This window comes from Croceitalea vernalis (genome assembly GCF_031846405.1).
GTDB lineage: Bacteria > Bacteroidota > Bacteroidia > Flavobacteriales > Flavobacteriaceae > Croceitalea > Croceitalea vernalis.
Genome location: NZ_JAVRHU010000001.1, coordinates 1112836 through 1128274 on the forward strand (window position 1 = coordinate 1112836; position 15439 = coordinate 1128274).

Genomic DNA, 15439 nt, shown 5'->3' on the forward strand with positions numbered 1-15439 from the left:
CACTTTAGTCCAAGTTAGCTTTCTTTAGATTTTACTAGAATTACATCTAGTTCTCAATCATTACTCCATCTTCAACAACAGGAATCGTATCGAATACGGTACTATCTAATTGCATGGTGTCTTCTATTTCAGGATTACCATAATTTGGATCACTAAGGTATTCTTGATTCTCTTCTCCAATGAACTGAGAAAACTTGTCTATATATTCATTAAATATCAAAGTTTCTTTTTCAGCAAGCTCCCTATCTTGATTTCGAATTAAAATATCAATATTTCTTCTATAAGCTTCCATATCGGCAAGTATAGCCTCGATTTGCTCATACTGTTGGTCTCTTGAAACCCCAGCGTAATACTCCAAACGTTCTTGGTATACCTTTTTAAGTTTATTAAAAAGCTCATGTGCTTTTTGTTGCTCACCAACTTTGTAATAACCATCAACAAAGGGCTCAACAAAAGTGTAGAAACCATAATGTTCAAAAGGAATATGAGTCATTGCAATTTCAATGATATCCTTTGCTTTATCAATCTTTTCTTCTTCAATAAGTTGTTCCATCAAACGGGCTAAATTACTTCTGTAAGAAAGGCCTTGCGAACGCGTTTGAGTGTCATGATAAATATCTGAACTAGATGAGTTGCCCCATTCCCATTTTTTAACAATATCATACATGAGCTCGGTATCAATACGGCCCATCTCAAACGGACTAGCATTTTTGGTTTTTATAGGGACCAACTTATACACTAAACCATCTAATTGTAGATAATCTTTCATCCAAATGTATTCCGCTTTATCAAAGCTACCACCAGAGAAATAAATAGGACGTTTCCAATCATTATTAGCGATAACATCTAACATCAAAATCCGGTTTTTAGGTAAGGCACTCTCGGGCAAATCTATATCGATATAATCTAATATTAAATCAGCATCTTCAGGTTTTACCACACCACTTTCTAAGACATTTTGCTTATTAACAGGAATACGAATTTTGTTAGTTGGGTAATATACAATCTCTTGAGTGCTTTTAGGGTAGGCACTAATATCGCGACCTTGTTTTTCAAATAAATGTTTGAATTTAGTTTGTGGTTTATCACTACCAATCCAATTCATGAAATCTTTGATATTCCATCTACTTTCAGTTATACCCTGATAATACACCGCATCTCTTGAACCGTAACGGTATTTATCATGTGTTAATTGCGAAGGTATTGGGTCACTATCATACGCTTTTCGTTTCATTTGATCAATATACCAGTCCGTTGCGAAAAGACTGGTGTTGACCACACGCACGTCTGTACGGTGTTCTTCAATATCTTGAGCGTACCATAACGGGAAAGTGTCATTATCACCAATCGTAAAAAGAATAGAACCAGCATCTTCTTTGCAAGAATCTAAATATGCTTTAGCGGTCGATTTTGCAGTATAACGTCCTGAACGATCATGGTCATCCCAATTTTGAAAGGCCATTAAAAATGGAACCGCTAATAAGCAAACGATAGTTATAACCGGTGCCGCTAATTTAGGTTTGAGTAACTTTTTTACTTCTTCAAATAAACCATATACACCTAGGCCAATCCAAATAGTGAAAATGTAAAACGATCCTACTAATGAGTAATCGCGCTCACGTGGCTGAAATATATAAGGATTAGTGTAAAATTGAATCGCGATACCCGTGAACATAAAAAACACAAAAAGTACCCAAAACTGTTTGGGGTTCTTGGAGATTTGAAACAAAATTCCGATGATACCCAGTATCAGAGGTAAAAAGAAATAGGTATTTCTTGCCTTATTGTTTAATACATCACTTGGTAAGTTGTCTTGACTACCCAAAAAGACTTTGTCAACTGTTTTTATTCCGCTTAGCCAATGGCCATTTTCGTCATACCTACCTTGCATATCATTTTGTCTTCCGACAAAATTCCACATGAAGTAACGCATATACATATACCCAAACTGAAATTCGAATAAGTACTTTATATTCTGCCCAAGGCTTGGCGGTTCAATATTGATATAATCGCTAAAACTTCTTAAAAACTCAATATACTGCTCTGTATCAATTTCTCCCGCTGCGTCCAACTGTTTGAATTGATTTACAGCTTCCCTTAAATCATTGTTAGAGATATACTCCGCTTTTATTTTGAAGTCTAAACGACCGAAATAGCGCATATAATTTTCAGCATGTTGTTCGCTCCAAAGCCTTGGTAAAAAACCAACATGTTTTTTATTTGGCCCCTGCATCGCATCTTCATAGTTGTTTACTATAATATATTTACCGAGCTCCTCGTCTTTTTCATATTTAGGTTTATCATCGATATCATCACCCGGGCCGGCAAACGTATTAGAGAAATAAGCCCCATAAAAAGGACTTTCTACTCCAGGGTATTGTTCACGATTGTAATAGGCTAATAATGAACGAGCATCTTCTGGATTGTTTTCGTTTACTACAGTTTGTGAATTAGCTCGAATAGGTAACATGAGCCAAGATGAAAAACCAAGTATTAAAAACATAAAACATAATACGATTGTATTGGCATTGTAGTATTGATTCTTGCGAGTATATCTTAAGGCAAAGTAAAAGACTGCAATAAATACAAACCCCATGATTAGCGTTCCAGAATTAAACGGTAATCCTAATTGATTGATAAAAAATACTTCACTCCATCCAAAAACTTGTAAAACATAGGTCAGTGAAAATTTATAAACTAGCATTAAAACCCCAACGACCAATGCATTGGCAATTAAAAAGTTTTTGACGGTAGTACTCTTGTATTTTTTGAAATAGTATAATAGACCTATTGAAGGTATTGCCAAAAACCCCATGAATTGAATACCAAAGGTTAAGCCAACCACAAAACATATTAGAATCAGCCATTTATTACCTCTGGGGCTTTCTAAATTATCAGTCCACTTGAGTCCCATCCAAAGTAACAAAGCCATGATTAGGCTTGCCATTGCATACACTTCTGTCTCAACAGCATTAAACCAAAAACTATCTGAAAAAGTAAAAGCCAAAGCACCAACTAAGCCCGAACCAAAAATTGCTATCGCTTTGCTATTGGTTAATGCTAGTCCGTTGGTAATTAATTTTCTTGTCAAATTGGTAATTGTCCAAAAAAGAAAGAGTATTGTGAATGCGCTAGAAACTACTGAAACGGAATTTACCATTCTTGCAATTTGGGTATTATCCAAAGCGAACATTGAGAAAAATGCCCCAATCATTTGTAATAATGGGGCCCCAGGTGGGTGACCTACTTGTAGTTTGGCAGAAGTGGTAATGTATTCTCCAGCATCCCAAAAACTACCTGTGGGTTCAACGGTAATTAAATAAATAATTAGTGCAATAGAAAAAGATGACCAACCCAAAATGGTATCCCATTTTTCAAAGTTTTTTGCAAACATGTAATACGTACTTTACCGATTGGGGCGAAATTACCAAATAAAAAAGAGTTCTATAGGTAATTTTTAAAAACCTTTAACACGAATTAAGCGTACGTTTTTCTCTTAATTGTCATTAAATTTGTTTGCTGAAACAAAAGTTTGTTTTAAATTTGCACCCTCTTAATATCAAACAGTAGTTTGATTGTAGTTGGCACTGGCCCATGGTGTAATTGGCAACACTCCGGTTTTTGGTACCGTCATTCAAGGTTCGAGTCCTTGTGGGCCAACAAGTTTAAGTTAAATCCGATACCATACAAGGTGTCGGATTTTTTTTGAGTATGTTTTTGAAAGTTTGTTTTATTTAAAAGTAAAAAGCAAGCATGATAGGTGTTGAAAAACAAGATGCTATTAATGACTTTGAACAGTAATTATTTTGTTTAACCATGAATTTTGCAAACAAGAGAATTATCGTATATTTGCACCACTGAACGGATATTTGGTATTCATGAGGGGACTTTTAGTCCCCTCTTTTATTACTTAGATTTATGTTTAAGCAAAAAGTAACCGATCTTTTAAATGAAGCGTTAGACAAACGAAAAGATCTTTTTTTGATTGATTTCATGGTTGATTCTGGTAATAAAATCAGAGTTATTTTAGATGGTGACGATGGAATTAACTTAAAAGATTGTATGGAGGTTAGTCGAGCGATTGAACATAATTTAGATCGAGAGGAAGAAGATTTTTCTTTAGAGGTAACTTCTGCAGGTGCGACATCACCTTTGACTTTACCAAGACAGTATTCAAAGAATATTGGAAGAACGCTGGAGGTAAAAACTGAAACTGAAAAGCTTGAAGGAAATCTTACGGCTGCAGGAGATGAAGAGATTACGCTTGAATGGAAAACGAGAGAACCAAAACCAATAGGTAAAGGAAAGCATACGGTTCGGAAAAAACAGAACATTGCATTTTCTGATATAAAAGAGGCAAAAGTTGTATTAAAATTTTAAATGTAGACCACAATGGAAAACATGGCGCTTATTGAATCCTTTTCGGAATTTAAGGATGATAAGTTTATAGACAGAGTAACCTTAATGGCGATTTTAGAAGACGTATTTAGAAATGCGTTGAAGAAAAAATTCGGTTCTGACGAGAATTTCGATATCATTATTAACCCTGATAAGGGTGATTTAGAAATTTGGAGAAACAGAATCGTTGTTGAAGATGGAGAAGTAGAAGAGCCAAATGAAGAAATTTCTTTAACAGAAGCTAGAAAAATTGAACCTGATTTTGAAGTTGGTGAAGATGTTTCGGAAGAAGTGAAGCTAATGGATTTAGGAAGACGCGCAATTTTGGCATTACGTCAAAATTTGATTTCAAAAATCCATGAACATGATAATACCACCATATACAAGCAATTTAAAGACTTAGAAGGTGAGATTTACACTGCAGAGGTGCATCACATTCGTCACAAAGCAATTATTTTGTTAGATGATGAAGGTAATGAAATCATTATGCCTAAAGAGAAGCAGATTCCATCTGATTTCTTTAGAAAAGGAGATAACGTCCGTGGTATTATTGAAAGTGTTGACTTAAAAGGAAATAAACCTTCAATTATAATGTCAAGAACGGCACCTAAGTTTTTAGAGCAGTTGTTCTTTCAAGAAATTCCTGAGGTTTTTGATGGTTTAATTACCATTAAAAAAGCTGTTCGTATTCCAGGTGAAAAAGCTAAAGTTGCTGTTGATTCTTACGATGACCGTATAGATCCAGTTGGCGCTTGTGTAGGTATGAAAGGGTCTCGTATTCATGGTATTGTTCGTGAATTGGGTAACGAAAATATTGATGTTATCAATTGGACAGGTAATCCACAATTGATGGTGACGAGAGCTTTAAGTCCGGCTCGTGTATCTTCAGTTAAATTGAATGATGAAAAAATGACGGCACAGGTTTATTTAAAACCTGAAGAGGTGTCTAAAGCTATTGGTCGTGGAGGTCATAATATTAGATTGGCAGGTCAATTAACTGGTTATGAGATTGATGTATTCCGTGAAGGAGTTGAGGAAGATGTAGAATTAACTGAGTTCTCAGATGAAATTGATGCTTGGATCATCGAAGAGTTTAAAAAGATTGGTTTAGATACAGCTCGTAGTGTTTTAGAACAAGATGTTGCTGATTTAATAAAACGTACAGATTTAGAAGAAGAAACTGTTAAAGAAGTGGTTCGTATCCTCAAAGAAGAATTTGAAGATTAAACTATATATTAGCACATAAAATTAAAGGGATAGCAAAGTTTTTATGGCAGGAAACCCAACAATAAGATTAAATAAAGTTCTAAGAGAATTGAATATCTCTCTTGATAGAGCTGTAGACCACCTTGTGTCTCAAGGGCACGATATTGAGGCGAGGCCTACAACTAAAATCACTGATGAGGTATATCAAGTGCTGTTGGATGAATTTCAGACAGATAAAAGCAAGAAAGTTGCCTCTAAAGAAGTTGCTGAAGAAAAGCTAAAGGAGAAGGAAGAACTTAGACTTCAATTGGAGCGTGAACAAGAAGAGCGTAGATTGGCTCGTGAACGAAGACAAGCCGCTTCAGAAGTTATTAAGGGCAAGGTTGAACTTACCGGACCAAAAACGGTAGGTAAGATTGATTTAGATAAGAAGAAGCCTGTTGCTAAAGTTGAAGAAGTAAAAGAAGAAGTTCAAAAACCAGTAGAAGAGGTTAAAGTAGAGGTTCAGAAAATAGAAGAGCCCAAGGTTGAGCCCGTCAAAGAGGTGGTAGCTAAAGAAGAAGCTCCCGTAGAAAAAGAAGAGGCTAAAAAAGAAGAGGCTAAGGCAGAAGAGGTGAAACCTAAAGTTGAGAGTGCCGAAGAAACTACCGCTGAACCAGGTGCTATTGAGACTAAATATCAAAAGCTTTCTGGTCCAAAAATTACAGGTGATAAAATTGATTTAACCAAATTCAATAAGCCTAAAAAGAAGAAGGAGGAACCTAAAAAAGCTGATGCTTCTGCAGATCGTAAAAAGCGAAGAAGAAGAATTGTTAGTGGTCCTAAACCAGGAGGTGGAAATAGACCAAGAGGTACTGGTCCGGCTGCAGGTAATAGGCGAGGTGGTAACCCAAGATCAAATGCACCTAAGGTAGAGCCTACCGAAGAAGAGGTACAAAAACAAGTACGAGAAACTCTTGAAAAACTTCAAGGTAAGAGTAACAAGGGTAAAGGTGCTAAATATCGAAGAGATAAAAGAGATCAACACCGTCAACAAACAGAGAAAGATCTTGAACAACAAGAGCTTGAAAGCAAATTATTAAAAGTAACAGAATTTGTTACGGCTAATGAGATGGCTACGATGATGAGTGTTTCAACAACTGATATTATTTCAGCTTGTATGTCTTTAGGTATGATGGTAACGATGAACCAACGTTTAGATGCCGAAACCTTAACTATTGTTGCAGAAGAATTTGGTTATGAAGTTGAGTTTGTAACAGCTGAAATTGAAGAATCAATTGAGATAGATGAGGATAGTCCTGAAGATTTAAAAGCTAGAGCACCTATTGTAACAGTAATGGGTCATGTTGATCACGGTAAAACTTCATTGTTAGATTATATTCGAGAAGAGAACGTAATAGCCGGAGAAAGCGGTGGAATTACACAGCATATTGGTGCCTATGGAGTGACACTTGAAAGTGGTCAAAAAATGACATTTTTAGATACTCCTGGTCACGAAGCTTTTACAGCGATGAGGGCTAGAGGGGCGCAAGTAACTGATATTGCTATTATTGTAATTGCTGCGGATGATGATATTATGCCGCAAACTAAAGAGGCAATAAGCCATGCTCAAGCAGCAGGTGTGCCAATTGTTTTTGCAATTAATAAAATAGATAGACCTACTGCAAATCCTGATAAGATTAAAGAAGGTCTTGCACAAATGAATTTGTTGGTTGAAGATTGGGGTGGTAAAATACAATCTCATGATATATCGGCTAAAACAGGTGATGGTGTAAAAGACCTATTAGAAAAAGTTTTGCTTGAAGCAGAACTGTTAGAGTTAAAAGCAAATCCTGATAAACTGGCAAACGGAACGGTAGTCGAAGCTTTTCTTGATAAAGGTCGAGGGTATGTTAGTACGATATTAGTGCAAGCCGGTACGCTTAAAATTGGAGACTATGTTTTAGCGGGTACCTGCAGTGGCAAAATTAAGGCCATGCAAGATGAACGGGGTAAAAATATTAAAAAGGCTGGTCCAGCTACGCCAATATCAATTCTTGGATTGGATGGAGCTCCACAAGCTGGTGATAAGTTTAATGTTCTTGATGATGAGAGAGAAGCTAAGCAGATTGCAGCAAAACGTTCTCAATTACAACGTGAGCAATCTGTTAGAACGCAAAGACATATCACACTTGATGAAATCGGAAGACGTATTGCTCTAGGTGATTTCCAAGAATTAAATATTATACTTAAAGGTGATGTTGATGGTTCCGTTGAGGCTTTAACAGATTCTTTCCAAAAGCTATCTACTGATGAGATTCAGGTAAACATTATTCATAAAGGCGTTGGCGCCATTACAGAATCTGATGTGTTGTTAGCAAGTGCTTCTGATGCAATTATTATTGGTTTTAATGTAAGACCAATGGGTAATGCCCGTGATATTGCTGATAAAGAAGAAATTGATATCAGAATGTATTCTATCATTTATGATGCTATCAATGATTTGAAGGATGCCATGGAAGGTATGCTTTCACCTGAAATGAAAGAAGAAATTACAGGTACTGCTGAAATACGTGAAACCTTTAAGATTTCTAAAATTGGAACCATTGCGGGTTGTATGGTTCAGAATGGTAAAATCTTTAGAAACTCTAACATTCGATTAATTCGTGATGGTGTAGTCATATTCACTGGTGAGTTATCATCTTTAAAACGTTTCAAAGATGATGTAAAAGAAGTTTCAAAAGGTTATGATTGTGGACTTCAGGTTAAGAACTACAATGATATTAAAATTGATGATGTTGTAGAGGCATTCCAAGAAGTAGCAGTAAAAAAGAAGCTATAAAATAATTATATTTTAAAAACAAAGAAACCCGCTATTGCGGGTTTCTTTGTTTTTGGTAACAATTTGTAAATTATTTTGCGCTATTCTCTGGTTTAAGTAACATTGCATTTGGATATTTTTTTCTTACCTCGATAAACTTTCTTTCAGCCTCTAATTTATCTCTGAATTTGCCTAAGCGCACTCTATAAGTTGGTTCTTGAAATTTTATGGTAGAATACCAGGTTGGGAAATCAATTTGAACTTGATCTAAAAGTCGTTGAGCTGACTGGTCATTGGTTTTAAAACCTACTTGAATTTGATAGTAATCAACTTTAGAATTGACGGTTTTATAAACCTTTACTAGTTGATCAATTTTAGGGTCTTGTTGAATGTTTATAGTGCCCTCTTGCGCTCCTGCTATTTGAAAACAAAACAAGGCTGCGATAATGAATACAGGGGTTCTCATAAGTGTCAATGTACTGTGTTTGTGTGAACTATGCAAAAGTAATTTTTTAAGTATTAAACAAAACTAAAATGTATTATTTAGAATTGTTATAAATTAGATATTATCAATCCCTTAACATTTTAAAAAAGCCTGCTGTGTCGTATTTTTGTCCTCAATTTCCAGCATGATATAAGCGGCTCATGTAGTCCAAAACAGAAAATATCGTGCCAAAATTCTGATAGCAAATGCGTTACCATGTTAATGCGCCAGAAATTTAAGATTTGGATAATCATTAATTCGTTTGGCAAATTACATTTGACCGCTTTAAGAAATAACAAGTAACAAATGAAAAAGGTTTTTAGCCGCGTTCAATTTTCAAAAGTATTTGGTCTTAGTTTACTATTACTCCTAACGTTTTTATCAACATCTGTTATTGCGCAAGACGAAGCTGAGCCTGCTGCTGATTTAGGTGGTGACCCAGTTGCGGGAAAACAGTTATTTAATCAAAACTGTGCTGCCTGTCATGCTTTGAATAGAAAAATGACTGGTCCTGCATTGGCAAATGTAGAACAACGTCTTTATGATGATGAAGGTTTAGAAAAAGAATGGTTGTATGCTTGGATTAAGAATAGCCCTGGCATGATTAAATCTGGTGATGCTTATGCTAATAAAATTTACGCTGAGTACAACCAAGCGGCAATGACAGCGTTTCCAACACTTTCTAATGCTGATATTGATAATATTTTAGCCTACACGGCAGCACCAGCGCCAGCTCCGGTGACAGCCGCTATTCCTGTCGGCGAAGTGTCTTCGGGAAGTTCCTCTGGTGGAATCTCTAACGAAATTATTTTAGGGGCCCTTGCTTTAGTTTTTGGTTTACTTGTTGTAATGCTTTTCTTGGTTAATAATACATTAAGAAGAATAGCCGAGGCCAATGGTGTTGAAGTTGTAAAGGCAAATGCTGAAAAAAGAACTCCAATTTGGAAAGCCTTTATTCAAAATCAATTTTTGGTTTTATGCTCTGTAGTTGTTCTTTTATTGAGTAGTGCATACTTCGCTTACAGCTGGATGTCTCAAATAGGTATTGACCAAGGATATGCACCAGTGCAACCTATTCACTATTCTCATAAAATACATGCTGGTGACAATAAAATAGAGTGTAAGTATTGTCACTCATCTGCAAGAGTTTCAAAACATTCAGGTATTCCTTCTTTAAATGTTTGTATGAATTGTCACAAATCTATTTACGATTACAAGGGTAATCCTGAAGGGCCAACTGCTGATGATTTAGCTAATGGGTATACCAATGAGTTTTACACAAAAGAAATCAAGAAACTTTATAAGGCTGTAGGTTGGGATGAAGAAAATCAAAAATACACAGGAGAGTCACAACCTGTTGAATGGGTTAGAATTCACAATTTACCTGATTTCGCATATTTCAATCACTCACAACATGTTGAAGTAGGTAAAATTGAATGTCAGACCTGTCATGGACCGGTGGAAGAAATGGAGATTATGTATCAGTACTCACCGTTAACCATGGGTTGGTGTATTAACTGTCACAGAGAAACTGAGGTTCAGGTTTCAGATAATGGTTATTATGAAAAAATTCATAATGAGCTTTCAAAGAAGTATGGTGTTGATAAGTTGACTGCGGCTCAAATGGGTGGATTGGAATGTGGTAAATGCCACTATTAATAAAAAAGAAGATATTTCACATTAAAAGTATGGCATCAAACAAAAAATATTGGAAAAGTGAAGCGGAGTTAAATCCGAACGATTCCATTGTTGAGACGCTAAGGCAGAATGAATTTACAGAGTCTATTCCTGTAGATGAGTTCTTGGGCGATAAAGAAAATTTGTCAGCTTCTTCTACTAATAGAAGAGATTTCTTAAAGTATGTGGGCTTTAGTACTGCAGCTGCATCTTTGGCAGCCTGTGAAGGTCCGGTCAAAAAGTCTATTCCTTACGTAATACAGCCAGAAAGTATTGTTCCTGGTGTTGCCAATTACTATGCAACGACTATTGCAGATGGTTTTGATTTTGCTAGTATTTTAGTAAAAACCCGTGAAGGACGACCTATCAAGATTGAGAACAATGATCGAGCAAAAGTAAATGGTGGTGCTAATGCTAGAGTTAACGCATCTGTTTTGTCATTATATGATAGCACGAGACTTCAGGGTCCAACTTTTGAAGGTAATCCTATTTCTTGGGAGGATTTTGATAATAGAGTTAAGGGTGGATTAAAAGCAGCTAGTAATTCGGGTAAGCAAATTGCTTTATTAACCCAGACATATGCTAGTCCATCTACAAAAAAATTAATTGAAGCATTTTCTGAAACATACGCAAATGTAAATCATGTGGTTTACGATGCTATTTCTGAAGATGCTGCATTGAACGCCTTTGAAGCAGCCTATGGTGAAAGAGCTTTGGCTGATTACGATTTTGAAAAATCAGATTTAATAGTATCGTTTGCAGCAGATTTTCTTGCCGATTGGCAAGGTGGTGGTTACGATTCTGGTTATGCTAAAGGAAGAGTGCCCGTGCATGGTAAAATGGCTAGGCATATTCAGTTTGAGGCTAATATGTCATTAACTGGAGCTAATGCCGATACAAGAGTGCCAATGAAGCCATCTCAGTTAAAAGTGGCTTTGGCAAAATTGTATGGTAAACTAAATGGCAGTGCTGTTGGTGGAGGTAGTTCAGAAGTTGACGCTTATGTTGATGGTGTTGCTAAAGAAATTAGAAAGGCTGGAAGTAAAGCTGTTGTTGTATGTGGTCTAAATGACCAAAACGCTCAGGCGGTTGTTTTGGCAATCAATACTTTGCTGCAGAGCGAAGCTTTTGATGCTGAAAAACCAAAATATATTAGACAAGGAAATGCTTCAAAGGTAGCTAAGTTAGTTGCTGATATGAATGCTGGTAAAGTAGGTGCTGTGTTGATTGATGGTGTTAACCCAGTTTATACCTTACCTAATTCAACTGAATTTGTAGAAGGTTTAGCTAAGGTAGGTCTTACTGTAAATTGTTCCTTCAATAATGATGAAACAGCAGAAGCATCAAAATATGTTGCTGCATCTTCTCACTATTTAGAATCATGGAATGATCTTGAGTTGAAAAAAGGTCATTTTAGTTTGATGCAACCAACCATACGTGAGTTGTTTGATACAAGACAATTTCAATCCTGTTTACTATCATGGATGGGAAGTGATCAAAGCTATTACGAATTCGTAAAAGAGAATTGGTCTGCATCTGTTTTAAACGGTAGTAGCTGGGGTAAAGCATTGCAAGATGGTGTTTTTGCAGCACCAGCAATGGTTGAAAATGATGAAACTAGCGATGTTGAAACAGAAAATGAAGAAGACGAAGAACAAAATACGGTGCCATTGGCGTCGGCTTTACGTTCTTTATCGAATTCGACAACTACTGGAATGGAGTTAACGTTATACTCCAAAGTAGGTATGGGCGATGGTCAGCAGGCAAGTAATCCTTGGTTGCAAGAATTCCCTGATCCAATTACTCGAGTTTCATGGGATAACTATGTTACCGTCTCTAAAGAAGACGCGCAAGAACTTGAGTTGGTAAATGAAAATGTTGCTAATGGAGGTCTTGATGGAAGTTACGCGAATTTGACTGTTGATGGAATTTCGCTAAATAATGTTCCAGTAATCATTCAGCCTGGTCAAGCAAAAGGAACACTAGGTTTGTCTTTTGGATATGGTAAAAAAGCTGGAATGAAAGAAGAAATGCAAACAGGTGTTAATGCATTTCAATTATATAAAAATTTCAATAACGTTCAATCAGTTTCTGTTTCGAAAGCTGGTGGTATGCATGAATTTGCTTGTGTGCAATTGCATAATACTTTAATGGGACGTGGAGATATTATTAAAGAAACCACTCTTGAGATTTTTAATACTAAAAATCATCATGAATGGAATCCTATTCCTGAGGTTTCTTTAAATCATCAAGAAGTTCCCGTTACAGCGCCGGAAGTTGATTTATGGCAAGAATTTGACCGTTCAATTGGTCATCATTTTAATATGTCAATTGATTTGAATGCATGTACCGGTTGTGGTGCTTGTGTTATTGCTTGTCATTCAGAGAACAACGTTCCTGTTGTAGGTAAAGAAGAGGTTCGTAAGTCACGTGACATGCACTGGTTGAGAATTGATAGATATTATTCTTCTGAAGAAACTTTTGAAAGTGATAATGAGAAAAAAGAGAACATGGATGGCCTTTGGGGTGATAATGGATCTCTAGGTGGTTTTGGTGAAATGGAGAGTCCTTCGGCTAACCCACAAGTTGCATTTCAACCTGTAATGTGTCAGCACTGTAATCACGCTCCGTGTGAAACAGTTTGTCCAGTGGCAGCTACAGCGCATAGCCGTCAAGGTCAAAACCATATGGCTTATAACCGTTGTGTAGGTACAAGATATTGTGCGAACAACTGTCCTTATAAGGTAAGAAGGTTCAACTGGTTCTTATATAATGGTAACGACGAGTTTGACTATAATATGAACAATGATTTGGGTAGAATGGTATTAAACCCAGATGTTAATGTTCGTTCAAGAGGTGTAATGGAAAAATGTTCAATGTGTATTCAAATGACACAAAAGACCATTTTAGATGCTAAGCGAGATGGCCGTCCTATTACAGATGGTGAATTCCAAACAGCTTGTTCATCTGCTTGTAGCAATGGAGCAATAATTTTTGGAGATATCAATGATGAAGAAAGTAAAGTAGCTGAGTTAAAAGAAGATGATAGAATGTATCACTTATTAGAGCATGTTGGCACAAAGCCAAATGTGTTCTATCATGTAAAGGTGAGAAACAACAACGAAGCATAACCAACTAATAAGCAAGAAACTAGAATATAGATTATGGCGCATTACGAAGCACCTATACGAAAACCCCTAGTACTTGGAGACAAAGGCTACCACGATGTTTCTGTGGATATTGCCCGCCCAGTAGAAGGAAAAGCCAATAAACATTGGTGGATTGTTTTTTCCATAGCATTAATTGCATTTCTTTGGGGTCTAGGTTGTATTATTTATACGGTCTCAACTGGTATCGGAGTTTGGGGATTGAATAAAACAGTTAACTGGGCTTGGGATATCACCAATTTTGTTTGGTGGGTAGGTATTGGTCACGCGGGTACTTTGATTTCTGCGGTACTTTTATTATTCCGTCAAAAATGGAGAATGGCAATTAACCGTTCTGCTGAGGCAATGACCATTTTTTCTGTAATTCAGGCTGGTCTTTTCCCAATAATTCACATGGGTAGACCTTGGTTAGCTTATTGGGTTTTGCCAATTCCTAATCAATTTGGTTCGCTTTGGGTAAACTTCAATTCTCCTCTTCTTTGGGATGTATTTGCAATTTCAACTTACTTATCAGTTTCATTAGTGTTCTGGTGGACAGGTTTATTACCTGATTTTGCAATGATTCGAGATAGAGCTGTAAAGCCATTTCAGAAAAAAATATATAGTTTACTAAGTTTCGGTTGGACAGGTCGTGCTAAAGACTGGCAACGATTTGAAGAGGTTTCACTAGTATTAGCTGGTCTGGCTACACCATTAGTACTTTCAGTTCATACGATTGTATCTTTTGACTTTGCTACCTCGGTAATACCAGGATGGCATACCACTATTTTTCCACCATACTTTGTTGCTGGAGCGATTTTCTCAGGATTTGCAATGGTAAATACGCTGTTGATTATAATGAGAAAAGTATGTAGTCTTGAAGATTATATCACTGTTCAGCATATTGAGTTAATGAACATTGTAATTATGATTACAGGCTCTATAGTTGGTTGTGCTTATATAACGGAACTCTTTGTGGCTTGGTACTCCGGTGTGGAATATGAGCAATATGCATTTTTAAATAGAGCAACTGGACCCTATTGGTGGGCATACTGGTCGATGATGACTTGTAATGTGTTCTCTCCACAGTTTATGTGGTCAAAAAAATTACGTACAAGTATCATGTTCTCATTCTTTATTTCAATTGTAGTGAACATAGGAATGTGGTTTGAACGTTTTGTAATTATAGTTACCTCTTTACATAGAGATTACTTACCATCATCATGGACAATGTTCTCACCAACTTTTGTTGATATCGGTATTTTCATTGGTACAATTGGGTTTTTCTTTGTACTCTTTTTACTATACTCCAGAACTTTTCCAGTGATTGCTCAAGCAGAAGTAAAGTCTATACTCAAAGCATCAGGTTCTAAGTACAAGAAGTTAAGAGATGCTGGCAAACCCTTATATGAAATGCCTAAAGGTGCTGTAAAAGCAGCAACTGCTCAAAAAAGTGGTAACAAAGATGAAAAGGTTTCAGCTTTAATGGAAAAGCTTGGTTCTTTTAATGCGGATACTGACACTGCTGATGAATTACAACAAATAAAAGGAGTCGGACCTCAAATGGAGCAAGTTTTAAATCAAATTGGAATTTTCACTTTTGCTCAAGTAAGTAAAATGACTGCTCAAGAATATGATTTATTAGATTCTATTACGGAAAAATTTCCAGGTAGAGCACAGCGTGATGATTGGGCTGGTCAAGCGAAAAAATTAAACAAGAAAAACTAA

At 36.3% G+C, this 15439-nt stretch carries 8 protein-coding genes and 1 tRNA gene; 7 read left to right on the forward strand and 2 right to left on the reverse strand.

Annotation, left to right across the window (positions count from 1 at the left end):
* Positions 1 to 46: 46 nt before the first annotated feature.
* Entirely contained in the window at positions 47 to 3394 is a 3348-nt protein-coding gene (locus RM520_RS05085) for a protein O-mannosyl-transferase family (protein ID WP_311387206.1), read from the reverse strand.
* Between the two features lie 194 nt (positions 3395 to 3588).
* Here RM520_RS05085 and RM520_RS05090 point away from each other — a divergent pair.
* The 4 genes from RM520_RS05090 (at position 3589) to infB (ending at position 8425) form a co-directional block, all read left to right on the forward strand.
* A tRNA-Gln gene (locus RM520_RS05090) sits at positions 3589 to 3660 on the forward strand.
* A gap of 258 nt (positions 3661 to 3918) precedes the next feature.
* On the forward strand, positions 3919 to 4380 hold the full coding sequence (gene rimP / locus RM520_RS05095) for a ribosome assembly cofactor RimP (protein WP_311384621.1): 462 nt from the start codon (positions 3919 to 3921) through the stop codon (positions 4378 to 4380).
* A gap of 12 nt (positions 4381 to 4392) precedes the next feature.
* Positions 4393 to 5625, forward strand: coding sequence for a transcription termination factor NusA (nusA, locus tag RM520_RS05100; RefSeq protein ID WP_311384622.1), 1233 nt, complete (start codon positions 4393 to 4395; stop codon positions 5623 to 5625).
* A 43-nt stretch (positions 5626 to 5668) separates the two neighbouring features.
* Positions 5669 to 8425: a translation initiation factor IF-2 gene (gene infB / locus RM520_RS05105; protein WP_311387207.1), complete on the forward strand. Its 2757-nt coding sequence runs from the start codon at positions 5669 to 5671 to the stop codon at positions 8423 to 8425.
* Positions 8426 to 8495: 70 nt separating this feature from the next.
* Here infB and RM520_RS05110 read toward each other — a convergent pair whose 3' ends face one another.
* Positions 8496 to 8870 (reverse strand): SPOR domain-containing protein, encoded by a 375-nt coding sequence (locus tag RM520_RS05110; RefSeq protein ID WP_311384624.1) that lies wholly within the window; start codon positions 8868 to 8870, stop codon positions 8496 to 8498.
* Positions 8871 to 9194: 324 nt separating this feature from the next.
* On the opposite strand from RM520_RS05110, the gene RM520_RS05115 reads away from it, so the two are divergent.
* From RM520_RS05115 to RM520_RS05125, 3 genes are read left to right on the forward strand one after another with little or no spacing between them, the layout of a single operon-like run.
* Positions 9195 to 10547, forward strand: coding sequence for a cytochrome c3 family protein (locus RM520_RS05115; RefSeq protein ID WP_311387208.1), 1353 nt, complete (start codon positions 9195 to 9197; stop codon positions 10545 to 10547).
* Between the two features lie 29 nt (positions 10548 to 10576).
* Positions 10577 to 13696 (forward strand): TAT-variant-translocated molybdopterin oxidoreductase, encoded by a 3120-nt coding sequence (locus RM520_RS05120; RefSeq protein WP_311387209.1) that lies wholly within the window; start codon positions 10577 to 10579, stop codon positions 13694 to 13696.
* A 30-nt stretch (positions 13697 to 13726) separates the two neighbouring features.
* Positions 13727 to 15439, forward strand: a complete 1713-nt coding sequence (locus RM520_RS05125) for a helix-hairpin-helix domain-containing protein (protein ID WP_311387393.1) — start codon at positions 13727 to 13729, stop codon at positions 15437 to 15439.